26 protein-coding genes are annotated in these 24,527 nt (G+C 56.2%); 13 read left to right on the forward strand and 13 right to left on the reverse strand.

The genetic code is table 11. From position 1 onward, the window contains the following. Positions 1-7: 7 nt before the first annotated feature. The 5 genes from AC2FNR_RS20135 to AC2FNR_RS20155 all read right to left on the reverse strand — a co-directional run bounded on the left by AC2FNR_RS20135 (position 8) and on the right by AC2FNR_RS20155 (position 4,783). Positions 8-805: an ABC transporter permease gene (locus AC2FNR_RS20135; protein ID WP_496851038.1), complete on the reverse strand. Its 798-nt coding sequence runs from the start codon at positions 803-805 to the stop codon at positions 8-10. Then, positions 802-1,650, reverse strand: coding sequence for an ABC transporter permease (locus AC2FNR_RS20140; RefSeq protein WP_010443824.1), 849 nt, complete (start codon positions 1,648-1,650; stop codon positions 802-804). Before AC2FNR_RS20140 ends, AC2FNR_RS20135 begins: the two co-directional genes overlap by 4 nt. Positions 1,651-1,715: 65 nt before the next feature. Next, positions 1,716-2,822: an extracellular solute-binding protein gene (locus tag AC2FNR_RS20145; RefSeq protein WP_496851040.1), complete on the reverse strand. Its 1,107-nt coding sequence runs from the start codon at positions 2,820-2,822 to the stop codon at positions 1,716-1,718. A gap of 76 nt (positions 2,823-2,898) precedes the next feature. After that, positions 2,899-3,900 (reverse strand): ABC transporter ATP-binding protein, encoded by a 1,002-nt coding sequence (locus tag AC2FNR_RS20150; RefSeq protein WP_496851042.1) that lies wholly within the window; start codon positions 3,898-3,900, stop codon positions 2,899-2,901. Next, complete coding sequence (locus tag AC2FNR_RS20155; protein WP_170570572.1) at positions 3,893-4,783, reverse strand: beta-keto acid cleavage family enzyme; 891 nt, start codon at positions 4,781-4,783, stop codon at positions 3,893-3,895. Before AC2FNR_RS20155 ends, AC2FNR_RS20150 begins: the two co-directional genes overlap by 8 nt. 119 nt (positions 4,784-4,902) lie before the next feature. Here AC2FNR_RS20155 and AC2FNR_RS20160 point away from each other — a divergent pair, with 119 nt between their 5' ends. Beyond that, positions 4,903-5,973, forward strand: a complete 1,071-nt coding sequence (locus tag AC2FNR_RS20160) for a GlxA family transcriptional regulator (RefSeq protein ID WP_496851044.1) — start codon at positions 4,903-4,905, stop codon at positions 5,971-5,973. Here AC2FNR_RS20160 and AC2FNR_RS20165 read toward each other — a convergent pair. Genes AC2FNR_RS20165 through AC2FNR_RS20180 form a run of 4 tightly spaced genes read right to left on the reverse strand, consistent with a single transcriptional unit; the run spans position 5,955 to position 10,243 of the window. Then, entirely contained in the window at positions 5,955-6,902 is a 948-nt protein-coding gene (locus AC2FNR_RS20165) for a 3-hydroxyacyl-CoA dehydrogenase NAD-binding domain-containing protein (RefSeq protein ID WP_496851046.1), read from the reverse strand. The two genes, AC2FNR_RS20160 and AC2FNR_RS20165, sit on opposite strands and share 19 nt — an antisense overlap. Then, on the reverse strand, positions 6,902-7,705 hold the full coding sequence (locus tag AC2FNR_RS20170; protein WP_496851048.1) for a carnitinyl-CoA dehydratase: 804 nt from the start codon (positions 7,703-7,705) through the stop codon (positions 6,902-6,904). The genes AC2FNR_RS20165 and AC2FNR_RS20170 overlap by 1 nt, the downstream gene beginning before the upstream one ends. Positions 7,706-7,709: 4 nt before the next feature. Beyond that, positions 7,710-8,750: an LLM class flavin-dependent oxidoreductase gene (locus tag AC2FNR_RS20175; protein WP_496851050.1), complete on the reverse strand. Its 1,041-nt coding sequence runs from the start codon at positions 8,748-8,750 to the stop codon at positions 7,710-7,712. An 11-nt stretch (positions 8,751-8,761) separates the two neighbouring features. Further along, positions 8,762-10,243, reverse strand: coding sequence for an aldehyde dehydrogenase (locus AC2FNR_RS20180; protein ID WP_496851052.1), 1,482 nt, complete (start codon positions 10,241-10,243; stop codon positions 8,762-8,764). Between the two features lie 143 nt (positions 10,244-10,386). Between AC2FNR_RS20180 and AC2FNR_RS20185 the strand changes: the two genes are divergently transcribed. From AC2FNR_RS20185 to AC2FNR_RS20205, 5 genes are all read left to right on the forward strand, one after another. Beyond that, positions 10,387-10,788 (forward strand): RidA family protein, encoded by a 402-nt coding sequence (locus AC2FNR_RS20185; RefSeq protein WP_209599166.1) that lies wholly within the window; start codon positions 10,387-10,389, stop codon positions 10,786-10,788. Continuing rightward, positions 10,788-11,588: an alpha/beta fold hydrolase gene (locus tag AC2FNR_RS20190; RefSeq protein WP_496851054.1), complete on the forward strand. Its 801-nt coding sequence runs from the start codon at positions 10,788-10,790 to the stop codon at positions 11,586-11,588. The genes AC2FNR_RS20185 and AC2FNR_RS20190 overlap by 1 nt, the downstream gene beginning before the upstream one ends. After that, a complete protein-coding gene (locus AC2FNR_RS20195) occupies positions 11,585-13,693 on the forward strand; it encodes a CoA transferase (RefSeq protein WP_496851056.1) in 2,109 nt (702 codons plus the stop codon). The genes AC2FNR_RS20190 and AC2FNR_RS20195 overlap by 4 nt, the downstream gene beginning before the upstream one ends. A gap of 13 nt (positions 13,694-13,706) precedes the next feature. Further along, entirely contained in the window at positions 13,707-14,309 is a 603-nt protein-coding gene (locus tag AC2FNR_RS20200) for an amino acid synthesis family protein (protein ID WP_496851058.1), read from the forward strand. A gap of 159 nt (positions 14,310-14,468) precedes the next feature. After that, a complete protein-coding gene (locus AC2FNR_RS20205) occupies positions 14,469-14,750 on the forward strand; it encodes a hypothetical protein (protein WP_496851060.1) in 282 nt (93 codons plus the stop codon). A gap of 233 nt (positions 14,751-14,983) precedes the next feature. On the opposite strand, the gene AC2FNR_RS20210 is transcribed toward AC2FNR_RS20205, so the two are convergent. Continuing rightward, positions 14,984-15,856, reverse strand: a complete 873-nt coding sequence (locus tag AC2FNR_RS20210) for a bile acid:sodium symporter family protein (protein ID WP_496851062.1) — start codon at positions 15,854-15,856, stop codon at positions 14,984-14,986. 193 nt (positions 15,857-16,049) lie between these two features. Here AC2FNR_RS20210 and AC2FNR_RS20215 point away from each other — a divergent pair, with 193 nt between their 5' ends. From AC2FNR_RS20215 to AC2FNR_RS20230, 4 genes are all read left to right on the forward strand, one after another. Then, positions 16,050-17,060, forward strand: coding sequence for an AraC family transcriptional regulator (locus AC2FNR_RS20215; protein WP_496851064.1), 1,011 nt, complete (start codon positions 16,050-16,052; stop codon positions 17,058-17,060). Between the two features lie 160 nt (positions 17,061-17,220). Further along, entirely contained in the window at positions 17,221-18,087 is an 867-nt protein-coding gene (locus AC2FNR_RS20220) for a cysteine hydrolase family protein (RefSeq protein ID WP_496851066.1), read from the forward strand. Between the two features lie 48 nt (positions 18,088-18,135). After that, on the forward strand, positions 18,136-18,621 hold the full coding sequence (locus tag AC2FNR_RS20225) for a YHS domain-containing (seleno)protein (RefSeq protein ID WP_496851068.1): 486 nt from the start codon (positions 18,136-18,138) through the stop codon (positions 18,619-18,621). 136 nt (positions 18,622-18,757) lie between these two features. Further along, on the forward strand, positions 18,758-19,327 hold the full coding sequence (locus AC2FNR_RS20230) for a carboxymuconolactone decarboxylase family protein (protein WP_496851070.1): 570 nt from the start codon (positions 18,758-18,760) through the stop codon (positions 19,325-19,327). Between the two features lie 19 nt (positions 19,328-19,346). Here AC2FNR_RS20230 and AC2FNR_RS20235 read toward each other — a convergent pair whose 3' ends face one another. Then, positions 19,347-19,637: a LysR substrate-binding domain-containing protein gene (locus AC2FNR_RS20235; RefSeq protein ID WP_496851072.1), complete on the reverse strand. Its 291-nt coding sequence runs from the start codon at positions 19,635-19,637 to the stop codon at positions 19,347-19,349. 80 nt (positions 19,638-19,717) lie between these two features. On the opposite strand from AC2FNR_RS20235, the gene AC2FNR_RS20240 reads away from it, so the two are divergent. Then, complete coding sequence (locus AC2FNR_RS20240) at positions 19,718-19,942, forward strand: FAD-dependent oxidoreductase (RefSeq protein WP_496851477.1); 225 nt, start codon at positions 19,718-19,720, stop codon at positions 19,940-19,942. Positions 19,943-20,143: 201 nt separating this feature from the next. Here the strand turns inward: AC2FNR_RS20240 and AC2FNR_RS20245 are convergent, their stop codons facing one another. Together AC2FNR_RS20245 and AC2FNR_RS20250 are read right to left on the reverse strand one after the other, a co-directional pair. Further along, positions 20,144-20,662, reverse strand: coding sequence for a GNAT family N-acetyltransferase (locus tag AC2FNR_RS20245; protein WP_496851074.1), 519 nt, complete (start codon positions 20,660-20,662; stop codon positions 20,144-20,146). Positions 20,663-20,934: 272 nt separating this feature from the next. After that, the gene (locus tag AC2FNR_RS20250) at positions 20,935-21,900 is read right to left on the reverse strand and encodes an SDR family oxidoreductase (protein WP_496850951.1); all 966 of its coding nucleotides are present in this window, start codon (positions 21,898-21,900) and stop codon (positions 20,935-20,937) included. A gap of 161 nt (positions 21,901-22,061) precedes the next feature. Here AC2FNR_RS20250 and AC2FNR_RS20255 point away from each other — a divergent pair, with 161 nt between their 5' ends. Next, positions 22,062-22,952 (forward strand): AraC family transcriptional regulator, encoded by an 891-nt coding sequence (locus AC2FNR_RS20255; RefSeq protein WP_496850952.1) that lies wholly within the window; start codon positions 22,062-22,064, stop codon positions 22,950-22,952. Between the two features lie 760 nt (positions 22,953-23,712). Further along, positions 23,713-24,489 carry a helix-turn-helix transcriptional regulator gene (locus AC2FNR_RS20260; protein WP_162896833.1) on the forward strand — a complete coding sequence of 259 codons (777 nt, stop codon included), beginning with the start codon at positions 23,713-23,715 and terminating at the stop codon, positions 24,487-24,489. Positions 24,490-24,527 lie beyond the last annotated feature (38 nt).

Genomic DNA, 24,527 nt, shown 5'->3' on the forward strand with positions numbered 1-24,527 from the left:
GCCTCATTCATTCTGCCTGAGCCCGTGCGTTTCGCCGCGACAGTACCGCAGAGACGGCAAAGGCAATCAGGGTGATGGCAATCAGGATCACGGCAGCGGCAGCCACTGTCGGATCGGTGTTTTCACGGATGCCGTTCCACATGCGGCGCGGCAGCGTGTAGACGCTGTATTTCGAGATGAACAAGGTCACCACGATTTCATCCCAGCTAAGGATAAAGGCAAAAAGCGCCCCGGCAAAAACCCCTGGCCGGATCGACGGCAGGATCACCCGGCGCATGGTGGTCCAGTTGGAGGCCCCGAGGTTCTTGGAGGCTTGTTCAAGCTTGGGGTCAAACGTCGCCAATGACGCACTGACCGTTATCAGCACCATTGGGGCTGCCAGGATTGTATGCGCAAGGATCAAACCGGCGTAGCTGTCCAATAGACCCAGAGGGATCCACAACCGATAGAACGCCATGGCGGAAATAATCTGCGGTATGATCAAAGGCAGCAGCAGAAAGGCGCGAACCAATTCGCTGTACCGCGATGACACCCGCCATAGACCGATCGCACAAAGCGTGCCCAAAAGCGTCGCTAATGCGGAGCAGGACACGGCAATCACGCCACTTTGGAAAAAACTCGACAGCCATTCCTCACTGGTGAACAGCTTCTCGAAATGACGCAGAGAATACTCGCCCTGCGGCATGGACAAAAAGCGTTTCGACGTCAGCGAAACAGGGATGGCGATCAGGGCCGGTGTCACTAGAAACAACAGCAGCACCCAGGCCCCCACGCGGTTGAAAAATGAGAACAGGCCCGGCTTCATCGCGCTGCCCCCCCGAACACGGTGCTCAGCTTCATGAACCGCGACATGATCCAAAGCATCGCCAGAACGCCAAACAGCATGATGGCCGCCAGCATCGCCGCCGTGCCCCACTTCAAAGTCACCAATAACTGAACCGAGATGTATTCCGCCACCATCAGCACCTTGCCGCCGCCCAACACGGCCGGGGTGACATAAAACCCGAGGCTGAGGATAAAGACCAACAGGGTCGAAGCCACAAGCCCCGGCATGGTCATGGGCAGGTAGACCCGCCAGAAGGTCTGGCTTCCGCTGGCCCCCAGGTTGCGCGAGGCGTCCATCACCCTCTGATCAATGGATTGCATCGAGACCAGCAATGGCAACACCGCATAGGGGATCATGTAATGCACCATTCCAATCAGAACGCCCAACTCGTTGCGCATGAAGGCGATGGGTTCAGCAACCAGGCCGATGTCTTCCAATGTGACATTGACCAGCCCCTTGCGTCCCAGCAACATGAGCCAGGCGAAGGTGCGTACGAGGATGGAGATCCAGAACGACACCAATAGCAGGGTCAGCATGTAAGTCTTCTGGCGTTGATGGCAGTGCACCATCGCATAGGCGATGGAATAGCCGAAAATGACGCTGAAGACCGTCGTGATGATGCAGATGCGTACCGTGGTCCAGACAATGCGGATCAGGGCGTCACCTTCCGTCAGCTTGGCATAGTTGCCGAACCCGGGCTCAGGGTCTGTCACGCTTAGCCAAAGGATATTCAGGATCGGCCCCAGATAGAGCGCGACCACCATCAGCAGCAAAGGCGCGATAATCAGCCATCCTGGGTGGATATGACGGTTTAAGGCTTGCATCCAGAGCTTTCGGAAAGGGTTTGGCCGCCCGACCCTTGGGATCGGGTGACCATAAGGTTGCGCGATCAGCTGATCGCTTCGAGGAAGGCATTCACCGCGTCTCCGCCGTTTTTGCCCCACCATTCCGGATCGTTGTAGACGATTTTGTCGATATTCATGGCCGAGGTGATCGCATAAGGCTGTTGGTCCTCGGGGATCTGGCCAAAGGCCTCGGGATTCGACGGGGTCATGCCAAGGCAATCCAACAGCGCCAACTGCGCTGGTATGTCCTGCGCCGTGGCGATGAAATCCATGACTGCGGCACCAGCCGGGTTGCCCTTGGGCACGATATAGGCCCCCGGCATCGCCATCGCCTGATTGTTCACCAACTTGTACTGGCCATCGGTGTCGTTTTCGATGTTGCGACCCCGGTTCTGCCAGATGATCGCCATCGAGACCTCGTTGTTGACCACCATCGAGTGAACTTCCGATCCCGAGCCCCAGTAAAGGCTGTCATCTTTGATGGACTGGATTTTGTTCAGAGCTCGATCCATGTCAAGCGGGTAGAGATCGCTGCCAGCGACGCCATCGGCCATCAATGCGGCCTCGAGCGACCCATTTGCCCATTTGTAAAGCGCACGGGTCCCGGGGAATTTCTCGGTATCAAAGAAATCGGCCCAGTTTTGCGGTGGATTATCGCCATAGGCTTCAGTGTCATACACAAAGGCATACCCGTAGAGGATGATCGACACACCATATTCCAGCGCATAGCCGGGCAGCGTTTTCTCCTTGGACACCACGGAATAGTCAATCGGCTCCAGATGCCCGGTTGGTCCAAGTGACACGGCGTTGAACAAGTCCGCATCCGCCACATCGGCCGTCACATTGCCACTGTCGACCATTTCCTTGATCTTGCCTTCCAACGGACCAGAGGTATCAAACTTCAAACCTTTGCCGGTTTTGGCGGTAAAGGCCTCACCGATGGCCGAGCCATGGCATTCTTCGGATTGGCCGCCCCAGTTCCACATCACGACATGGTCCGCCGCCGCTTCGGCATCGCCCGCCAGTACCGCATTCATTGCGACACCCGAGGCACCGCAAAGCGCCAGAAACGTGCGTCGATCCATACGGCCAGCCCTAAACGCCTGGGCACTTTCGGCAAGCATTTCCTTTTTGAATTGTTTATCGTACATTTTCTTCCTCCCATTTGATCCGAGATTTGACCCGGCTTTCGGTCATGACGCCTCTGGGCGTTCTGTGTTGGGGTGCCTAGCCCGTTTGTAGCTCCACTGCTGCTGAGTCTTTCCAAAGCAAATCCACCCGCACCCCCTCCGCCAGATCAGAGGCGTTGCGCCAGACGTCGATATCAACCTCAATCTCGGCCCCTTCGTCGGTGTCCACGATGATCCGCTGCATCGAGCCGAAATAGGTGATGCTGCGAATGGCGCCCCTCATCCGGGCCTCAGTGTTTTCGTTGCCGGGCATCAGATCAATTTTTTCCGGGCGCAGGGCAAAGACCTTTCCGTTTTGATGAATAAAGTTCGATTTCCCGAGGAAACTGGCGGTGAACTGATTGATCGGGCGCTCATACAGCTCTTTTGGCGTTCCGACCTGCTCGATCGCGCCGTCGCGCATGATCACGATGCGGTCGGACATCGAAAGTGCCTCTTCCTGATCATGCGTGACATAGATGAAAGTAGTGCCAACGCGGCGATGAATGTCCTTGAGCTGCTCCTGCACTTCGACACGCAGCTTTTTGTCCAGCGCTCCCAGTGGTTCGTCCAGCAACAGCACAGGCGGCGCAAAACACAAGGCACGTGCAAGGGCCACACGCTGTTGCTGACCACCAGACAACTGCCCCGGTTTGCGATCTGCAAACTCCTGAAGCTGAACCAGCTCCAGCATCTCGTCGACACGGTTCCGAATTTCGTCGGCGGGGCGTTTACGCACGCTTAGCGCATAACCTACGTTGTCGCGAACAGTCATATGGGGGAACAGAGCATATCCTTGAAACACCATGCCGAAATTGCGCTTTTCGGCGGGCACATCCGAGATGGACGCACCGTCCAGCGCAATCTCTCCTTTCGATATGTCGAGAAACCCGGCGATCATCATTAACAAGGTGGTTTTGCCCGATCCCGACGGGCCCAACAGCGTCAGGAACTCTCCATTTCGGATATCCAGGCAGATGTCGTTGACAGCACGGAACTGACCAAAAAACTTGGAGACATTGCGAATTTGCAAGCTACCGGTTTGGGTTGGATCAGCCATCCGCCCCCCTCAGGTTCAGCTTGTTGCGCGACTCTTGCGGTGTCAGGATCCGCCCACCCATCCGTTCGATAATCTCTCGGGCGCGGGTGACAAGCTGGCCGTTTGTCGCCAGAACCCCGCGATCAAGGTAGATGTTGTCCTCAAGACCGACACGCACATTCCCGCCAAGCGCGACAGCTGCGGCTGCCATCGGCATCTGCCCCCGCCCAATCCCAAAACTGGCCCAGCTGGCGCCTACGGGCAGTTGCGCCTTCATGGCCGCCATGGTCTCCACCGTTTGATCGGCCCCCCATGGAATTCCAAGGCACAACTGGAACATCGGCGGCGCATCAATCAGCCCCTCCTCCACCATCGCCTTGGCAAATCGGATATGGCCGAGATCAAAGACCTCAAGCTCGGGCTTTACACCCCATTCTTGAACCAGTGCCGCCATCCGACGCAGTGTCGGTGGCGTGGAAATATAGATCATGTCCGTGTCGGAAAAATTCAGCGTGCCACAATCGAGAGAGCAGATTTCAGGCAGGCATTCCTTGATATGGGCCAGCCGTTCTTCTGGTCCGATCATGTCGGTGCCCGGACCGGGCATGGCGGGATTGGACGGGTCTGAAATCCAATCGCCCCCCATACCTGCCGTAACATTGATGACCACATCCGTATCGCTTTCGCGTATTCGATCCACGATTTCCTTGAAGAGCGCCGGATCGCGCGAGCCCTGCCCCGTTTCAGGATCACGCGCATGCACATGCGCGGCAGAGGCCCCTGCCCTGGCGGCTTCGATTGCCGCATCAGCAATTTCTTTCGGGGTCACCGGCACGTGAGGGCTCTTGCCGGTCGTATCTCCCGCACCGGTAACTGCGCAGGTCAGCACAACTTCGTAGGTCATATCCGAGCCCCCCTTTTTACCTAGATTGCCGCGCGATTGACGGATAAAGATGTCGATTATCCGCCACAGATTAGGTTAGAATGGCGAAAAATCTGACCTAAAGCTTCTTGGTAAAACCAATGCATGTCGACATCACAACGCATATGGCTCGGGCTAAACGGCATGCCGTATTTGTCGTTGTCCCGCGTTTCAACCTGACCACGCTGATCACCATGATCGAAACCATGCGGATCGCAAATTACCTGGCGTCAGAACCGATGTTTTCCTGGGACATCGTCTCGTTCGACGGTCCTGAGATTGTTGCCAGCAATGGCATGACGACCGCAGTTGACACCGACTACGGGAGCCTCACTCCGGCAGATTTTGTGTTTGTGTTGGGCAGTTGGGGTACTGAACACTACGATAACACCGCTTTACTCACCTGGTTGCGAAAACGCGCACGCGCAGGCGAAACTGTTTGCGGCGTTGAATTGGGCAGCTACATCGTCGCACGTGCAGGCCTGTTGGACGGCAAACCTGCGACTATTCACTGGTCGTGGTTGAGCGGGTTCCGGGAATCCTTTGATCGGGTCGATGTTCATGAGTGTCTGTTCACTATTGACGGCAAGGTAATGACGTGCGCGGGCGGGTTGGCTGGGGTCGATCTGATGCTAAGGCTGATTGAATCCATCAGCGACAGCGGCTTTTCGGGGGAGATTGCAGACCAGATGCTGCATCACCCCATTCGCGACGCCGCCTCACCCCAGCGCAGCACCATGGGCCGGAGCACGGAAACCATGCTTCCGTTGATCCGAGAAGCGATGACCCTGATCGAAGAAAACATAGAAGAGCCGCTCAAAGTGCCCCAAATCGCTGATGTTCTGGGTGTTTCTCAGCGTCAACTGGAACGCCAATTCAAGAAACACGTGGGCTGTACCGTGGTGCAATTCGGCTTATTGCGCCGATTGCAGAATGCTCGCCTGCTGTTGATTTCGACCGACCTCAGTGTACGCGAGATTGCCACCGCATCAGGATTCAATACACTGTCACATTTTGCCTATTCATTCGGTAAATTCTTCGGCCGGCGCCCATCCGAATACCGTGAGGCATGGCCGAAAAGCGAGCCGGCACCCAGCTGGCCCGGCTCTCTCTCGGATTTCTTGTCCATTCTGAACAACGTGCCCGCTCAAGGTTATCCCCCGCGGGACTGACGCAGAGCATTCAGCACTGCAACTATTTCGCGATCTCGTTGGGCTGCCATGTCCTCGAAATCTCGGTCGCCGGCGACAGCGTTGCAACCATCGACCATGCGATCGCGCAATTCCTTCGTCAGCTCAGGTGCCTCCAACCGGGTCCAGGGCAGTTTAAGCGCCGGGCCGAACTGATCCAGGTTGGTGGCCATGCCTCCGGCACCACAGGCCACGTGAAAAGCCATACACTGACCCTGCGAGACCATACGAGGCGCCGGGCCGTTCATGAGTGCGATGTCGATGTCTTCCGGCGTTGCCTCTCCATTGGCGACCATATGCAGGGCCTCTCGCCAAAGCGCCTCTTGCAGTCGGGTCGCGACAAAGCCGGGGATCTCTTTTTTCATCATCAACGGGGCCTTGCCCGCGATTTCGTAGAATGTCCCGGCCCAAGCCACCGCCTCTGGTGATGTCTGTTCGCCGCCCACGATTTCGACCAGTGGTAGCAAATAGGGTGGATTGAAGGGATGGCCGATCACACAGCGTTCCGGTGTCGCGCAAGTCGCTTGGATGTCGGTCATCATCAAGCCGGACGTGGAAGAGCCAATCACGACGTCTGTTGGCAAAATGAGCCCGAGTCGTTGATAAAGTGCCTGCTTTATCTCAAGACGCTCGGGCGCGCTTTCCTGCACAAATTCGGCGCCGTCCAGCGCAGCCTCCAAATCTGTAACGATGCGCAGGCGGTCAAACGACGCACCGGCGGCAAGCCCCAAATCCGTCAAGCTCTTCCAAGCAGTGCGTAAGATTGCGTGAAAGGCATCGGATTCGCTCGCGTCATGCAAATAGGCGGTCACATCATAACCACGCGCAAGAAAATGCGCTGCCCAGCCGCCGCCGATGGGACCAGCGCCAATACTCGTGATGCGGGTGATTGAGGAGGGATCAGGATACATCACTCACCCTTGAATTTGGGTTCACGCTTTTCGACAAAAGCCGCGACACCTTCGGCCGCGTCATCAGATTTCAGCATCTTGCGGTAGATCGGCATCGGATCGGTTCGCATCTTGTGAAAGGCCTGTTCCAGCGGCACGCACTCGATCTCGCGCTGCACTTCTTTGACTGATTGCATTGCAAGAGGCGCTGACCAGGCAATCGAGGCCGCCCATTTCCGGGCCGCTGACATCAATTGATCCTTTGGGACCACCTTGTTGACCAACCCGTAATGCGCCGCCTCCGTAGCGGTCATGCGACGGCCCAACAGAAACATCTCCATCGCGATATTGTGCGGTATTCTCCGAGGCAGGCGTTGTAGCGCCCCCGCATCCGGAACGATGCCCAAAGGCATTTCAGGCAGGCCAAACTCCACATGATCCGCCGCAATCAGCAGATCACAGGCCATGGCCATCTCGAATCCACCGCCGATTGCAAGACCGTTGATCGCCGCGATAACCGGCTTGTTGAGCGCCCAATTCTCGGTCAGACCCGTGAACCCGCCAAACCCGTAGTCATCACTCTCCCACCAGTTGTCGAGTTGCATTTCGCCCTCGTTCAGGGCCTTCAAATCCCACCCGGCCGAGAAAATCCGATCTCCGCCCCCGGTCAGAATCGCGCAACGCAAGTCCTTGTCCTCGTGCAGCTCCTTAAACGCCGCGGCCAAGGCCTGACTGGTGGGCACGTCAATCGCGTTTACCTTGCCACGCTCTAGCGTAACTTCCAGAACGTGGCCGTCGCGGCTTACCTTTACTCCATCTGACATGGCTTCAGCCCTCCTTGAATTCCGGCATGACCTCGTCGCAGAACATGCGCAGGGATCGTTGCTGCGCCGCGTGATCAAGCCCCATCGAGGCATAGTAGATGAATTCGTTCACACCCAAAGCCTCATAGCGCTTGAGCTTGGTGATGATGGTGTCCGGATTTCCGAACATGAGGTTTTCCTCTAGCATCAACGGATCGTATTGCTCGCGCCCTTCGATCTCATCAAGCGACAGGGGGGCGGGGAAACCGTTCACAACATCACCGGCGTTTCGGAACAGGTTCTCGAATTGAGAAAGCAGTCGGCGAATGGCCGCGAGGGCTTGTTCGCGATCGGGGTCGTTGTCGTATACACAGGCGTGCCGCATCAAAGCGAAGCGAGGCAGCCATCCATTGTCTGCCTTGGCGATGGCCTCGTCCAGTTGGCGCTTGTATAGTTCCGCCTCGGCAAAGGGTCTGGTCAACGGCCAGCAATTCACATGACAGCGCTCGCGCATGGCATAGTCGTAGGTGATGGGTGATCTCGCAGCGACCCAGACCGGCACCTCGGCCTGAACCGGTTTTGGAACGGATGTTGAGGTTGGAAATTGCCAGAACTCTCCGTCATGCGCATAGTCCCCGCGCCAAAGCGCGCGCACGGCCGGTAGCATTTCTTGCATGTAGCGCCAGGCGTCGGATTGCTTCAGGCCCGGCTTCATGCGGTCAAACTCTCGCTGATAAGCCCCCGATCCAATGCCAAACTCGAGCCGCCCTCCACTGATCAGGTCGGTGAAGGCAGCCTCACCCGCCAGATTGATCGGATGCCAGTAGGCCGCAGTGGCCACTGCCGTACCAAGCCGGATCCGGCTGGTCTCGGACGACCACCAAGTCAGCAATTGAAACGGGTTCGGGGCAATGGTCATTTCCAGCGCGTGATGTTCGGCAGACCAGACGATATCGAAACCGCCATCTTCGGCGATTTGCACCATCTCCAATGTGTGGCGCGCGACGTCTTTCATATCAAGACTGTCGTCGATCCGCTCCATGTTTACGGCAAGTTGGAATTTCATGCTTACCTCCCTCAGCGCATTACAAACGGGTTCGCCATCGGCTCATCCGATGTGTTCATCCAGACCGTCTTGGGCCGGGTGTAATCGTAGATCGCCTGGAACCCGCTTTCGCGGCCATAGCCTGATCCTTTAACGCCACCAAACTCGGCTATCGGCGACACAACACGGTAGGTGTTGACCCAGACGATCCCTGCACGCACCGCGTTCGCCATGCGCAAGGATCGGGCACCGTCGGCGGTAAAAATACCAGCCGCGAGCCCGTGTTCGGTATCATTGGCCAGTTCCAGCACCTCAGCCTCGGTCTTGAAGCGCTGAACGCACAGAACAGGGCCAAAAAGCTCTGTATCGACGATCCGCAGGTCCTGCCGTGGGCAGTCGATGATGGTTGGCTCGAAATAGAGCCCTGATTTGCCTTCCGGCTGCTTGCCCCCCACCAAAACCTTGCCGCCCTCTTCCTGAGCGAAGTCGACCTCGCGTTGGATGTGGTCCAACTGTCCGGCGGTGCAAAGCGGCCCCATCTGAGTTTCCTGGGCCAGTGGATCGCCAATGAGGATCTGCTGCGCCTGCGCCACCATCCTATCGAGAAACTCATCCGCGATGTCCTCGTGCAAATAGAGGCGCGATCCGGCAACGCAGCTTTGCCCTGTCGCACCAAAGATACCGGCAATTGAGGCATTGACTGCACTTTCGATATTGGCGTCATCAAAAACAATGAAGGGCGACTTGCCGCCCAGTTCCAATGAGACCTCGGCAAAGTTGCGTTTTACGTTTTCCAGCACATGGCGCGCGGCATTTGGGCCACCGGTAAAAGAGACGCGCGCCACCAGAGGATGCCCGGTCAAAGCCCGTCCACAGGGCTCACCATGACCCGTTACGATGTTGACCACACCAGGCGGGATACCGGCCATTTCGACAAGTCGCCCAAACTCCAGCATGGCCGCGCTGGCATGTTCGGATGCTTTCAGAACAACCGTATTCCCGGCAGCCAATGCCGGGCCGATCTTGACCGCTACAAGGAACAATTGCGAATTCCAAGGCACCACGGCAGCAACCACGCCCAGAGGCTCGCGCTTGGTAAAGACAAACATGTCAGGTTTGTCGATGGGCAGTGTCTCGCCGCTTACCTTATCCGCACACCCAGCAAAAAAGTGGAAAAACTCGGCAATGTACTTGGCTTGCCAACGCGTTTCCTTGAGCATCTTGCCGGTGTCGATGGATTCAGTTCGTCCCAGCTCTTCGGAATGATCCGCTAGAAGATCGCCCAGCTTGCGCAGGCATTTGCCGCGCTCGGTCGGTGTCATACGCGCCCACGGCCCGCCGACAAAAGCAGTGTGCGCCGCGGTGACTGCGCGGTTTATATCATCCTCAGTTGCCTCTGGAACACGGCTCCAGACCTCACCATTGGCTGGGTTGACGCTGTCAAAAGTACCGCCATCCGCAGCGTCGACCCAGTCGCCATCAATCAGCATCTGATAGTTTTTGACATCAGCCATGGCGTGCCTCCCCCCTGATTGTTGCCTCCCTATTCATGTCTGCTTTCGCGCCTCAGGGTTATGAAAATACGACGCAGTCTGTCGAAAAATCCGGGTCTCGCATCCGATCATGGGTGCAGGCTGTTCCAAAGGGAGGCTTGGAAATGGGTAGCAAAAAGCAGGTTATCGGAGGTCCACTGGAAATTGGCGGACGGGTTCTGTCGCTGTCCCGCGCCATTCGGGCAGGTGATTTCGTTTTTCTGACAGGGCAAATTCCTATGCGAGACGGCGTGCCTATGACCGATGGCACCATCGAAGAGCAGACCCGCGCAGTTTTGGACGACATCACCAAGACACTGGCCAAGGCAGGCTGCACCCGCGACGATGTCATCAAGGCCATGGTCTGGCTGCGGGAGCGCGACGATTTCCCTGGATTTAACGCCGTCTACGCCGACTATTTTCCAGTTGAGCCTCCAACCCGGTCGGCTGTGGTCAGCGATCTTCTGGTGGATGCCCGCGTTGAGGTCGAAGTCGTAGCCTATCGCCCCCTCAAGGACCAATCCTGATGGGCATTGCACCAGACGGAACCCATTTCAAAATGACAGGACCAGAGGATGGCCCTGTTGTCGTGATGATCCACGGTCTGGGCCTGAACCGGAATTGCTGGCAATGGACGACCCCTGCACTGTCTGATCGCTTTCGCGTTCTCACCTATGATCTATATGGTCATGGGCAAAGTGCCCCGCCACCCGAACGCCCCAGCCTTTCAATGTTTTCACGCCAACTAGAGAGCTTGCTGGACCACTGCGCCTTCCAAAGCGCCGCCATCGCAGGGTTTTCACTGGGCGGCATGATCGCGCGTCGGTTTGCCCAGGATGTGCCACAACGGGTTTCAGCTCTGGTGATCCTGCATTCCCCTCACAAACGGACCGATGCCGCACAAGAGGCAATTTTGAAACGGGTAGAACAGGCACGGCTGGACGGACCAAAAGCAACAGTCGAAGCCGCGCTGGACCGATGGTTCACCGAGGCGTTCCGCCAGTCCAACCCTCGTATGATGAACACGGTTCGTGACTGGGTCATGGCCAATGACATAGCAACTTACCACACCATCTATCGCGTACTGGCCGATGGTATCGACGAAATTGTTGCGCCAAACCCGCCGATTTCTTGCCCTGCGCTGGTGATTACGGGTGATGAGGATTTCGGCAACGGGCCAGAGATGGCGAATGCCATCGCAAGCGAGATTGCGGGGGGCAGTGCACTTATCCTCCCGGGACTGCGGCATATGGCACTTGCCGAAGACCCGGACGCTGTGAACAAGCCACTCCGCAGCTTTCTCAACAATCTGGATCTGAAGCCATGAGCACCCAAATCCTCAAAGGCCTGCGTGTGTTGGATTTGAGTCGGATGCTTTCAGGTCCCTATTGTACAATGCATCTGGCGGATCACGGGGCCGAGGTGATCAAGATCGAAAGCAAGCATGGCGACACCAGCCGCGGCAACGGACCGTTCCGTCAAGACGATCCGGATCATGCCTGGGCCGGCTACTTTGTAAGTCTGAACCGCGGCAAGAAAAGCGTGCAGCTTGATCTGAAATCGCCGGAGGGCTGCGCGACTTTTCGAGAACTTGCGGCAACGGCGGATGTCATCGTCGAGAATTTCCGCCCGGGCGTAATGGATCGCCTTGGCCTGTCTTATGAAAGCCTTGCTGCCGACAACCCCCGGCTCGTCTATGCCGCGATCCGTGGCTTTGGCGACCCGCGCACAGGCCAAAGCCCCTATGCCAACTGGCCTTCGTACGATGTGGTTGCGCAGGCCATGGGCGGTCTGATGTCCGTCACCGGACCGAATGCTGACACACCCACCAAGACCGGACCCGGGGTGGGTGACATATTCACCGGCATGATGATGGCTTTCGGTATCATGGCCGCCCTGCGCGAGGCCGAAGCGACGGGCAAAGGGCAGTTTGTGGATGTGGCCATGTATGATGCCATGATCTCGCTCTGCGAAAGAATGGTTTACTTGCATGACGTGACAGGAGAGGTGCCCGGACCGGAAGGCAACGGGCATCCATTCCTTTCCCCGTTTGGCCTCTACCCGGCAGCAGATGGCCACATCGCTCTTGGAATTGTCGACGATGCGTTTTGGCAGCTTTTGACACGGCTGATGGGGCAACCGTCACTTGGACAAGATGACCGCTTCTCCACAAGGGCGGCCCGGGCCAACCATGCCTCCGAAGTCAACAAAATCGTAAGCGGTTGGACCCGACAACGGACTAAGGAGCAATTGACGGCAACACTGGGTGGCCAGGTCCCGTTCGGCCCGATGAACACTATCTCGGACATCGCGGCCGACCCTCATGTAGCCAGCCGCGGCATGCTGGCGAAGGTCCCGCATCCGGATGCGGGACATGAACCTTGGATCGTGGCAGCAAACCCGTTGCGGTTCGGTCGGCACCGCCAAGGTGCACTGACGACCCCTCCTGCGCTAGGTGAGCACAATAGCATTCTGGAAGGATTGCCCCCACCGGAGTCGACGGAACCCTTAGCCGGGAAGGCGCTGCGCGACGCCTTCGGGCGCTTTGCCACCGGTGTGACAGTGGTAACTACCCGGCAGCCGGACGGGACCCCGCGCGGGTTCACGGCGAACTCATTTACCTCCGTTTCTCTCGACCCACCTCTACTCCTGGTTTGTGTCGGCAAGCAGGCCTTGTCCTTTGAAACCTTCCTGCAGGCGGATCATTTCACGGTCAACGTCCTGTCGGACGACCAAAAAGAAATCTCGGGCCTTTTCGCGTCTCAATCAGCCAAAAAATTCGACATTGCAGCCTGGCAACCTGACGCGCGGAACATGCCCACGATAGACGGCGCGCTCGCCCGGTTCAGCTGTGCCCGACACCGTTTGGTCGATGCCGGTGACCATCTGATCCTGATCGGCCGCGTGGAGGATTTCGAAACGCGCGAGGGACATCCGCTGGGCTACTTTCGCGGTTCCTATTTCGATTTGGGGCTCAACAGTGCCCTGACAGAGGCCGCGACTGCAGTTGGTGTGACCGTCGGAGCGTTACTGGCCAACGAAGATCGGGTTCTACTCTCTGTTGACAAAAGCGGGCACATTTCAGTGCCGGTTGCTCCTGCAAATAACAATTCTGCAGATGGGCTGATCACTGATCTGTCAAACCGAGATTTGATTGTAGAGCTGGCGCATCCTTATGCGGTTTATCGAATATCCAAAAGTGGGACGCAGCGGATCATCTACCACGGAAGCGTTCATGGGCAGCCCCCTGACGGCATGCAATACTTTGATCTCGGCGACTTGCCGCTGGAACGCGTACGCGACGGGGCTGAAAATTCGATGTTGCGCCGTTACGCAAAGGAAAACAGCCACGGTACATTTGGTTTCTACCACGGAACTGAAGTCGAAGGCGTCGTACACACACCGACCGGGCACCACAGCTATCACGTTTGACAGGAGAAGCAATATGATCCCCGAATTGCGCAAGGTAGTCACCTTTGATGAGGATATTCACACAGAAGGAGGCCGACCTTCGGAACCCGTGTTGCGCATGATCGGCGTGGCAGCGGTGGTCAGAAACCCTTGGGCAGGACGTGGCTTTGTCGATGATCTTTCACCAGAGATTCAGCGCATGGCGCCAGTTCTGGGAGAGATGCTCACCAACAGACTGATCGCTCTGACGGGATCAGGCGATGCGATAGAAGCCTACGGAAAAGCCTGTATCGCCGGGACAAGTTGTGAGATTGAACATGCCTCCGCGCTTATTCACACCCTGCAGTACGGAAATTATTATCGTGAGGCAGTGGGTGCAAAAAGCTATCTCGGTTTCACAAACACGCGAGGGCCCGCGAACACCCAAATCCAGATCCCGCTGATGGACAAACATGATACCGGGCGGCGGTCGCACTACCTGACCGTCCAGTTTTCAATCTATGACGCACCGGATGTGGACGAACTGGTGGTAGCACTGGGGGCGTCAACCCGTGGTCGCCCGCACCACCGGATCGGCGACCGATACTCAGACCTCGCTGCCTTGGGAAGGGATGTGGAGAACCCGGCTGGGGTCTAGTTTGCTACGATGATGGTGCGTATCAGGTAATTGGCTTGAGGCAAACGACCTTTCCCATAGAACCTCGCCAGCCCGGTAAATTCGGCTCATACCCTGAACATCCGATGGTGGGTCGCCTACCAAAAGTTCTGACCTCTGCCCAAAAACACGTAGCTTCGGGTGCGCAAGGAAGAAGCAGCTCTTGCGCTGCATAACATGGCCGGAACTTTCATTGGCGAGGGCATAACTGAGACGAAAACGCTAACCATTATTGTCGTTCAGGTAAATGCCCGCATTCTCGGGTCCTTCGCCCATGTCGTCTGGCCAATGGGAGCTTTCCGTGACCTGGCCGCTTGCGCGCATAATCGAACCATCGCCCTTCCAAAACCACTCGCGCTGTACACCAACTTCGCCATTGGCTGGTTTGCCGCCTGCCAGCACCATTTCAAAAATCCCTATTGAATCCGAAGTATCGTCTTCCTTGACGGCGGCTTTGGATTTTACACTGCCGCTGACGCAGCATCCTCCGCACTGGCAGCAGCAGCTTTTCCCTTCAACAGGGAAAATCACCAAAGCGGCCGTTCCACAAGGGGCTTTGGAGCTCCTTGATCGCTCTTTGACCAGACGGCGCTCTGACATGGAAACAAAGGGGCTTGGCTCAGCGCATAACCAGAGCTAGCGAATAGGCGTCAGGATCATGAAATTGGGCTTCTTCGCGCAAGGAGGGCGAAGACAGGCAGCATTGTTACGATCCAGACCACGCTATAAATTGCGGATGGGATGGCATATGCGCTTAACCCATTGGTGTTAGGCAACAGCAAGGTGGCAATTGCGATCCCCAAAGCTCCGTTTTGAACACCGGTTTCAATTGAAATCGTCTTCGCCTCGATGTCTGTGCATCCCAGCATCCCTGAACTCACGATGCCAATAAACGTGAGTGACGCACCTACAACAAAAAGTGCGGGTCCAAGCCTAACGTAGTTATCCGCGACCACCACCCAGTTTGAAATGATCGCGCCTCCGATGACAAGCGCAAAAAGTAGCATGGAGACCTTGCTAAAGACTGGTTCGACAGCGGCTACAATCCGCGGCGCCAATGACCGCGCGGTCACCCCGACTAGGGTTGGAGAAGCTGTTAAAAAAAACATTGCTAAAGCCGTCGAAGAGATGTCGATAGCGGGCGCAGTTGCCCCCATGAACATCTGCATCGAAAACCCCAGGATAAGCGGTACGGTAACGACACAAGTCAGACTGAAGACTGCTGTAAGAGTAACGGACAAAGCAACATCCCAATTCGAAAGCTTGGTTACGATGTTACTGATCGCCCCGCCCGGACAGGCCGCTAAAATCATAATGCCAACGGCTGTCTCGGCGGAAATCCCAAAGATAAAGATCACCATCAAAGCGATGCAAGGCAGCAAAATGATCTGGTTGAGAGCCCCGACGCAAAAGGCACGTGGACGTCGTCCGATGCGTTGAAAGTCAGCCGCTGTGAGTCCGAGGCCAAGGCAGAACATGATGACAACAACTGCGAGCGGCAGCAGCACAGATATAAAAAATTCGCCCATCTACTATGACCTCTATGACTGCATGCTTCCGCACGCTTTCGGACGACACCGTTCAGAAAACCTGATGACGAGTTTTATCAGGTTGGCGCATTTATCCTCAAGCGCCCGAAGATCGAGGCTGTCTTTTTTTTTATACCTATCACAGGGTTGGACGATCTGGCGTGAAAGAGCTTTCCAGTGCTAATCTCACTGTATGGCAAGTGTAACTTACGCATTCGCCCGCGCGATGGCCAACGCCGCCGGGATGACGCTGAACGACGATGGCGCCCTGATTTTGAATGGCGCTGTCGTGTTGCGTTTACCAGAAGCTCAAGACGGCCAATTGGCGGATGATGCGTATTTCGATTTGATAGATTGGATTCGTGCGCAACAAGCGGACGAGGCCGCGTTGGTTGAGGCCTATGCAAACGCGATTGCGACCGATGATCTCGGCGTCCTTGGCCTGGCCGTTAAAACAGCTCCGACCTTGCGGCAATCATTGCAACGGATCGAGCGCTATTTTCGTCTCGTCACGGACACCGCAGTCTACAGACTTGATGAAACCGGCGACCCGGTTCTTTGGATTTTTGAAGGACAAACACCGCATCGCGCCGCCTTGGAGCTGCGCAACGAATGCGCGCTTGCGGCCTTTGCGAGGAACATGCATCGGTTTGTGGGTGATGGGTTGTCGCTCGCATATGTCACATTTCAGCATGCGAGCAGACAAGAACCGGGACGTTACGCCGAATATTTCGGATGTCCGGTTCAATTTGGGAGCGACCACAACGCCATTGCGATGCGCCCCGCTATGCTGGAATGCGTAAATCGTCTTGGCGACCCGGGCTTGTCAGATTTCATGACGAAACATCTGGATGAGGAATTCAATTCTCTGGATGATGATATGTCACTGAGCAACGTACTTGTTCATCGACTTACGCCAGCCCTGAGCAACGGCGCACCGCAGGCGGCGCATGTCGCCCAAGAGATGGGAATGAGCGAACGCACTCTTTACCGCAGGTTGGCCGAAGAAGGGCTGACCTATCGCGACGTTCTTGGTCAGGCACAAGTTGCACTCGCTCGTGACCTGCTCCGTGACGGTAAGGCTTCCATAGCCGAAATCGCCTTTATGACCGGATTTTCGGAACAGAGCACGTTCAGCCGCGCCTTCAAGCGTTGGGTCGGACTGGCTCCCGCTCGTTTCCGACAGCAAGCGACCTCAGACTAGACGAACAGCTCAAGACCACATGGCAGGTTCGGCCAAAACCTTGGCAGGGCGGGCCGATACCTAGGTCAATGTGGTGCTTAACTTCTTCTTTGTCAGATCCACTTGGGGCGCTGCCGAGTAAGGCAGACCGTTTGTCCCTCTCAGACAAAGGAAATTTGCAATGAGCAATCATGACCACAAACATGGAGCCAGCTGCGTTTGCGACGTCACGCCCGAACGCGTTGATATGGCGCGCCGCCGCCTCCTGACGCAAGCCGCCGGGGCGGCCGCGGCAGGTACAACAATAATGGCTGGCGGGCAGGTCCTTGCCGCGACCGACGAAGCACGCGCCTACTATGCTGACCCGGAAAATCCGGGCCTTCCTCAAATCGACATGACCATCGAGCCGGGGCGTACTGCGCTTGTGGTGACCGACCCCCAGATTGATTTTTTGTCAGAGGACGGTGTGACGTGGGGCGTCGTTGGCGAAAGCGTGACCGAGCAGGGCACGGTCGACAATATCGAACAGCTTTTCATTGCCGCCAAGGCTGCGGGGATGCCGGTCTTCATCTCGCCCCACTATTACTACCCACATGACCACAAGTGGGAGTTCGAGGGCACACTGGAAGCCACGATGCACAGCATCGGCATGTTTGACCGCCTGGGACCGCTCAATTTGGACAACTTCGAGGGCTCAGGTGCCGACTGGATGCCGCAATACAAGAAGTACATCGAGGATGGCGAAACCATCATTTGCTCGCCACACAAGGTTTACAGCCCTGCTCAGAATGACCTGAACCTGCAATTGCGTAAACGCAAGATCGACAAGGTGATCCTCGCGGGGATGTCGGCGAACCTGTGTACGCAGGCGCATCTCTACGAGCTGCTGGAGCTGGGCTACGAAGTCGCTGTCGTTCGCGATGCCACGGCCGGGGCCAAGGTGCCTGAAGGTGACGGGTATCTCGCCGCCATCATCAACTTCCGCATGGTCGCCAACGGCGTCTGGTGGACCGACGACGCGGTAGAGCGCATCGGCCAATCAGCCTGACCCGAACCGACTTTCCAAATTGATCCTGACATCACGAAAGGACACAACATGAAACGCATCTTTACCTTTCCTGCGCTTACAACAGCTCTGACTCTTGCCCTGGCGGCGGCGGCATTGGCCGATGATGAATACAACGTCTCGAACAGTCTGACGCTGACCGGACACCCCCTTGGCATGCACGGCGTCGATCCTGTGTCGATGTTTGAAGTTGAGAAACCCGAGATGGGCAACGCCGCTTACACGTCGGCTCATGACGGTGTGGACTACTATTTTGCGTCGCAGGCAGCACAAGCCACATTCGAGGCGGATCCGACGGCACATCTGCCTCAATTCGGCGGGTTCTGCGCCTTTGGCGTCTATGTAGGCAAGAAGCTTGATGGCGATGTTCGGTATGCCGATATCGTGGACGACAAGCTCTATCTCTTTGTGAATGAGGACATCTTCAAGAAGTACCTTGAGGACAAAGAGACCGTGATCCAAGGCGCCCATGCCAAGTGGGCAGACATCCACCACACGCCTGTCAGCAGCCTTTGATCGAGGATTTTGGTGGCTTTTGCCGGTCGGAGTCACCGCTGCCTCGCCCCTCCCAAAAGACCGGCATTTCCACAAGACGCCCTGTCCGCAAGGACAATACGGATGCGTTAAAATCTCATCCCAAAGGAAACCAGACATGACTGATTTTGAGACCTATACAATCGCCTCCGCACCTGATGCCGCGAAACCAATTCTGGAATCATCGCTGAAAGGGTATGGTTTTGTGCCGAACCTTTATGCGACCATGGCCGAAGCTCCCGCAATTCTGGAAGGCTACACCACACTTTCCGGCATCTTCGGAAAGACCAGCCTGTCAGAGACCGAGCGCCAGATAATCCTGATGACCAACAACCGGTTGAACGGGTGCAAGTACTGCATGGCCGCCCATACCACGCTTTCCCAGATGGCCGGCGTCCCCGAGGACGTCATAACCGCATTGCGAACTGGCAGCTCCATTGCCGACCCCAAGCTGGAAGCGCTGCGCAAATTTGCCATCGTGATCAACGAAAGCCGGGGCTGGCCCAGCGACGCCCAGATCGAGGCGTTTCTGACGGCTGGTTACACACGCCAATCTATGCTGGAAGTCATCCTCGGCACAGCGTTGAAAACCCTGTCGAACTATACGAACCATGTGGCGGACACCGCGTTGGATGATGCCTTTGTGCCAAATGCATGGATCGCCTCGGTCGCGGCAGTAGCTGAATAGCGCGACGCCCGCCCATTTGTTAATCTTGCTTTTGGACCTGTGTTGGGTTCCCGACAAGAAGGGGATTTGATTTGAGACGTCCGGCAGCAAAGTCAACAAAGGCGCGCACCTTCGCAGACACGGTTCGTCCCTCTTGATGCACAAGATGGATGCGGACTTCGGGTGGTTCATACGACTTTAGAACAGTCTTGAGCCGCCCATCTGCAATGTAAGGTGCGACTTGATAGGACAGAAGCCGTCCGACACCATGACCTTGCAAGGCCAACTCGATCACAGCGTCATTTGTGTTCATGCTTACGTGTGGGCTCATGCGTTTGGATATAGTCTTTCCCGGCTTCTAGAAAGGATAATGCCGTAGACGCCCGGAAAGCGCGCCCAGACGCGCTCATAATCGGCGGTGGTCTGAGTGGCATCACAACGGCCCATCGATTGGCCAAGCGCGGATGCTCGGTCGTGCTAGTTGAGGCCAACGAGGATGTCGGCCTTGGCGCCAACTTTGCAAACGGTGCGATGCTGGTGCCTTCACAGACTATGCCGTGGAATTCGCCAGGGATACGCACGCTCTCTGCACCATGCTTTAGAGACTGCCGCCCGTTCGGCTCTTTGAAGCATTGACCGACTTTCTTTATTGACCCGCTACTAGGGGTCCGTTGCGGTACGGGGCGAAATGACACTCTAAGGATTTTTGACTAAGCCGACGTTCGTCCTTCGCGCGGCGGATTCAACGTCAGAGCCCAAAAGTGACTGATGCTGCAAGCGAGACAAATGTCCACTAAGCATATCAGTGGGTTGGTTCGATGCGATCAACTTTCGCGGCTACCGAAGCGAACGTTCCATGAAATAGACCTTGTCGCGCCATTCATCTGGGAACCCATTAGGATGTGCAATCGGGACAAATCCAGCATTCTCGTACATGGTGCGCGCATGCGTTAGGAATGTTGCTGATGAATAGAATACACGCTGGTATCCGTCGACGGTCATCTGCTCAAACATGGCGTCCAACAATTTGCGACCAAGGCCATGGCCTCGACCAGAGACACTGACAAACATTCGGTTGAATTCAGCAACTCCCGGTTCTGCTTCACTGTACATAACACATCCAGCGGGCTTCCCATCCACCAAGGCAATCAAAATACCGCCTAGGGGTCGCTTGTGAATGTCAGGTAGTTTTTCAAGGGTCGCTTCGAATACAGCAGGGTTCATCGGATGGTCGTCACCTCTTGGCCAATCCGGCGGGTAGTTTTTCCAATGCCAGTCCAACCAATCTCGACAGAGTGCGCGTACCGCTTCCAAATCCTTCGCATCGCGTGATAGCCGGACAGATATGTCCGTCATGTCAAAACACCTCGAAGTTCACCAAAGAACGTTGAGTGTCGGCAGAACAAAGTCAACTCAACTGCGCTGATTAGGCGGACATTAGTTCGAAGAGTTTAAAGGGTAACTTTGGCCGCACCTTACCCGTTCGCTGAGGCTGATGCGGACGGCAGCGATTTCCGGTAGCTCGCATTCGTGCATCGCGCGGCGGATTCAACGAAAGAGCCCAAACCTCCCACATGTTGCACAGCGCACCAATGTTCGTCTCTGAACTGGTGCGCTGGAAGCTGACTTCAATCAAGTGGTATGAGTTCCCACTCGAACCCAACAGCTTTTTCAGACTCCTCCCAAAGCCGTGTCATGACAGCCTTGTCATGGGCGTGAGCGTTCAGCGTGCCCTTGCCGACCGGGCCGACCGCTTCCATTCGGCCCGTCGGGCCGTAGAGGGCCCGTTGCTCGGTCAGGGCCTCTTCTGTCGCGCACATGACCTCTGGGTATGAGCCCTGTTCCGCAGTCTGTACCATCGGCGTCTTGGTCATCAGCCACCAGATGAACCGCATCGTGCGGCTGCCGCTGGTGGTTATCAGCGATGTGGCTGATGAGCCAGGATGACAGACTAAAACCTCAACTTCTCTGCGCCCAGCAGCGGCCAGCCGGTCCTGCAACTCGTAAGCAAACATCATCTGCGCCAGCTTGCTCTGCGAATAGGCGGTGTTCGCTCCGTAGCCCTCATCCCAGTTCATGTCGTCGAACTTGATGATCTTCAGACCCATGTTGTAGCCGAGGCTGGCGACGACCACGATCCGGCCTTTGCCTTCCGCGATGCGGTCAAAGAGCAGACCATTGAGCAGAAAATGTCCGTAATGGTTGGTGCCAAGCTGGCTTTCGAACCCGTCGACGGTCAGCTTGCGCGTCGGCACCTGCGCGATGGCCGCGTTGTTGATAAGCGCGTCGATCCGAGGCACCGTCTTCAGAACTTCTTCGGCGGCCTCGCGCACGCTGTCCAAAACCGATAGGTCCGTGCGGACGAAGCTCACGTCGGCTTTCGCGCCGAATTCCTGTCTCAGGTCCGCGATTGCCGCATCGGATTTCTCGGCCGAGCGGTTCAGCATCACCACCTTGGCGTTCTTCTTCAGAAGAATGCGCGCGGCTTGAAAGCCTGCGCCAGCATTGGCGCCAGTGATGATGTATGTCTTGCCTGACTGGTCGCCGAGGCACTCGGGTGTCCAGCCTTTGGGTCCGAATGTCGTATCTGCCATTTACTATCTCCTGCAAGCCCAAGCTGGCGGTTTAAGGTGTTGTTGCTTGAATGCACAGATAGAACCTGACCGGGCACGGAAATAGGCGATATACTCTCTATTACTTGCCCAATCGTCTCAACCCCATTGCAAAGATGAAAGTCCTCTGCCAGCTAGAGTGCATGAACAAAGACCAGATCAAAGAACTTATCGAGCGACGTCTGCCAAAGGCAGGCCTCGTCGATACCGCGTTGAAAGGCGTCCAGCTTTTCCGGGTGACCGAGGCCATGCCCTGCGTGCCTGCTGTCTACGAGCCCACGGTGGTGGCTATTCTCAGTGGCAGCAAGGAAGCTGTTCTGGAGGGTGAGCACCACGTCTATGGCAGCGACAAATACCTGCTGTGCCCCATGACTTTACCGGTGGAAGCGGGCACGCCATCGGCGTCCAAGGACGATCCTCTGCTCGGCGTCGTGATTACGCTGGAGCCACGGATGATGCGCGAGCTCACCATGGAGATCGAGGCCGCCGCTGGTGGCAGCAAACAATTGCGGGATGGCGCGCCATCGGCTTTGGCATTGGCGTCCTGGGATAGTGGTTTCACGCAGGCACTGCTGCGGCTTCTCGATCTGCTCGATAATCCGGTTGATCTAGAGGTGCTCGGGCAGGGGCGAATGCGCGAGTTGTGTTACGCGGTGCTCATGGGCGAGGCCGGGGCCTCCGCAAGACGAGCCTTTGGCGTCGGCAACGACATCGCGCGCACCATCGACTACGTCTCAAACCACTTGAATGAACAGGTCACCATCGACGATATGGCCGACCACGTCGGCATGAGCCGGGCGGTCTTCCATCGGCGTTTCAAAGAAGCCACGACAATGTCTCCAATACAGTTCGTGAAATCTATGCGGCTGAACAACGCCGCCATGAAAATTGCCGAAGGAAAGACCGTGTCAGAGGCGGCATGGGACGTGGGCTATCAAAGCTCGTCTCAGTTCAGCCGGGAGTTCAAACGGATGTACGGCCAGTCGCCCCGGCAATGGAGCCATGCGGCGCAGGGGTCCGAACGAATGGCCTAAGGTGCAACAGTGAGCTTACGTTTGAGACGAATGTCCGGTTGAGGTGGTGCTACGGTCATTAGGTGCGTTGTACCGAATAACGGGTTTGTCCGCAAAGCGGAACTTGCGCAAGTATTACGGAGCGACCGCTTTCGGCATAAGCTGACATTCAAGTCCACAAAATCGGTCCATCTGTGTACGATGTCTGCTTTCAACAGGATCGGACGTTCGGCAAAATTGGGCCAACTTCCGCTAAGCGGACGAAGCTGCCTCTTAGCCGGAGAGCGACATAAGCAGCAAGCGGCCCAAAGCAGTCTTTTGTGCAATTGACAGCGAAAGGCAGCTTCGAACACAAAGTGAGCTTTTGATAGTGGAGTGTTCGTCTCCAGCGACAGGAAAAAGCCTCTCTGGTCGGGTATGCTGGCACAGTCGGTAATCTCGGATTAGACATACTAGGATTTTAGTTCACGGTTCCGTCGAGCATACTGGTTTCAGCCGCAACACGATGCTTTGCTGCGAACAAGAGTTCCTCAGAACTGGCGCAAGATGGCCAGAGGACGGCTAATCATTAGGTTAAGCCTTTAAAGAGAAATAGTTTAAAGTCATTTTTCTTCCGCTTCTCCAACATTTGAAATCTTGTATCGGAATAGGTTTTGAGCTTTGATTCAGAAAGTCTATGCGAAAATACGCCCCTCCCGGCTGATAGCTGCGTGAAAAGGTTGCCAAGTTAAATCCGGCTAGCCACATTGGGCAGGAAACGCCCTTTAGCCAGGTGGGATACTTGGGAAAGTCCGAAAAGCCAACTTACGCGGAAGACGTCGCCGGGGCGATCAGGGCTGTAGGCACGTCCAGTTTTATGCCGGAGTTGTTGAACCTCATGCGCGAGGCAGCTTCGTTCAAGGGCGCGTTTGTCAGCCTTTTGAACCCGGGAAAAGCGCCCGAACATGTCTACGACAATGTGCGTTCGGAACGTCGCTCGGTTGTTGTCGACCGATGGCTTGATCGCGCCTGGCTGCTGGACCCATTTGTTGTTCGTTTCATTGGTGAACGCCACGAACCAGTGATGGTATTAAGAGACGTTACACCTGACAGGTTTGCCAATTCCGACTACTTTCGGATCTACTACAAATCCCTGTTTCTGACGGACGAGATCGGGGTGTTCGTAGCAATAGCAAATGGCACATTGTTTCTTTCTCTCGGTCCTTCCGAGGGAAAAACTCGGTTCACGCGGCGGGATGTCGAACGATTGACTGACCTGCATCCGATCATATCGGCGCTTTGCGAGCAGCACTTCCATCGCAACCCCTCGTCAGGCCGACTCGACGAGAGCGAGGTCGATTTCGACGGGGTCATCGACAAGGTTTGCAAAGGTTTGACACATCGGGAGATCGAGGTCGTGCAGTTCCTTTTGCGCGGGCACTCGACGCGGTCCATTGCGCTTTTGCTGGATGTTTCCCCGGCGACGATCAAAGTGCATCGCAAGAACATCTATAGAAAGTTGCACATATCTTCCCAGTCTGCCCTGTTTTCAATGTTTCTGCATTCGGCAAACGATTAGTCGTACCCCTTTGGGGGTACAAATCACACCGCCCTTTG

The sequence above is a fragment of the Ruegeria sp. SATB045 genome (assembly GCF_059613525.1).

What these genes read in the sequence shown, in the direction of transcription:
- AC2FNR_RS20135 (WP_496851038.1), bottom strand. Translation starts at nt 805, where the DNA reads ATGAAGCCGGGCCTGTTCTCATTTTTCAACCGCGTGGGGGCCTGGGTG.
- AC2FNR_RS20140 (WP_010443824.1), bottom strand. Translation starts at nt 1,650, where the DNA reads ATGCAAGCCTTAAACCGTCATATCCACCCAGGATGGCTGATTATCGCG.
- AC2FNR_RS20145 (WP_496851040.1), bottom strand. Translation starts at nt 2,822, where the DNA reads ATGTACGATAAACAATTCAAAAAGGAAATGCTTGCCGAAAGTGCCCAG.
- AC2FNR_RS20150 (WP_496851042.1), bottom strand. Translation starts at nt 3,900, where the DNA reads ATGGCTGATCCAACCCAAACCGGTAGCTTGCAAATTCGCAATGTCTCC.
- AC2FNR_RS20155 (WP_170570572.1), bottom strand. Translation starts at nt 4,783, where the DNA reads ATGACCTACGAAGTTGTGCTGACCTGCGCAGTTACCGGTGCGGGAGAT.
- AC2FNR_RS20160 (WP_496851044.1), top strand. Translation starts at nt 4,903, where the DNA reads ATGCATGTCGACATCACAACGCATATGGCTCGGGCTAAACGGCATGCC.
- AC2FNR_RS20165 (WP_496851046.1), bottom strand. Translation starts at nt 6,902, where the DNA reads ATGTATCCTGATCCCTCCTCAATCACCCGCATCACGAGTATTGGCGCT.
- AC2FNR_RS20170 (WP_496851048.1), bottom strand. Translation starts at nt 7,705, where the DNA reads ATGTCAGATGGAGTAAAGGTAAGCCGCGACGGCCACGTTCTGGAAGTT.
- AC2FNR_RS20175 (WP_496851050.1), bottom strand. Translation starts at nt 8,750, where the DNA reads ATGAAATTCCAACTTGCCGTAAACATGGAGCGGATCGACGACAGTCTT.
- AC2FNR_RS20180 (WP_496851052.1), bottom strand. Translation starts at nt 10,243, where the DNA reads ATGGCTGATGTCAAAAACTATCAGATGCTGATTGATGGCGACTGGGTC.
- AC2FNR_RS20185 (WP_209599166.1), top strand. Translation starts at nt 10,387, where the DNA reads ATGGGTAGCAAAAAGCAGGTTATCGGAGGTCCACTGGAAATTGGCGGA.
- AC2FNR_RS20190 (WP_496851054.1), top strand. Translation starts at nt 10,788, where the DNA reads ATGGGCATTGCACCAGACGGAACCCATTTCAAAATGACAGGACCAGAG.
- AC2FNR_RS20195 (WP_496851056.1), top strand. Translation starts at nt 11,585, where the DNA reads ATGAGCACCCAAATCCTCAAAGGCCTGCGTGTGTTGGATTTGAGTCGG.
- AC2FNR_RS20200 (WP_496851058.1), top strand. Translation starts at nt 13,707, where the DNA reads ATGATCCCCGAATTGCGCAAGGTAGTCACCTTTGATGAGGATATTCAC.
- AC2FNR_RS20210 (WP_496851062.1), bottom strand. Translation starts at nt 15,856, where the DNA reads ATGGGCGAATTTTTTATATCTGTGCTGCTGCCGCTCGCAGTTGTTGTC.
- AC2FNR_RS20215 (WP_496851064.1), top strand. Translation starts at nt 16,050, where the DNA reads ATGGCAAGTGTAACTTACGCATTCGCCCGCGCGATGGCCAACGCCGCC.
- AC2FNR_RS20220 (WP_496851066.1), top strand. Translation starts at nt 17,221, where the DNA reads ATGAGCAATCATGACCACAAACATGGAGCCAGCTGCGTTTGCGACGTC.
- AC2FNR_RS20225 (WP_496851068.1), top strand. Translation starts at nt 18,136, where the DNA reads ATGAAACGCATCTTTACCTTTCCTGCGCTTACAACAGCTCTGACTCTT.
- AC2FNR_RS20230 (WP_496851070.1), top strand. Translation starts at nt 18,758, where the DNA reads ATGACTGATTTTGAGACCTATACAATCGCCTCCGCACCTGATGCCGCG.
- AC2FNR_RS20235 (WP_496851072.1), bottom strand. Translation starts at nt 19,637, where the DNA reads ATGAGCCCACACGTAAGCATGAACACAAATGACGCTGTGATCGAGTTG.
- AC2FNR_RS20245 (WP_496851074.1), bottom strand. Translation starts at nt 20,662, where the DNA reads ATGACGGACATATCTGTCCGGCTATCACGCGATGCGAAGGATTTGGAA.
- AC2FNR_RS20250 (WP_496850951.1), bottom strand. Translation starts at nt 21,900, where the DNA reads ATGGCAGATACGACATTCGGACCCAAAGGCTGGACACCCGAGTGCCTC.
- AC2FNR_RS20255 (WP_496850952.1), top strand. Translation starts at nt 22,062, where the DNA reads ATGAACAAAGACCAGATCAAAGAACTTATCGAGCGACGTCTGCCAAAG.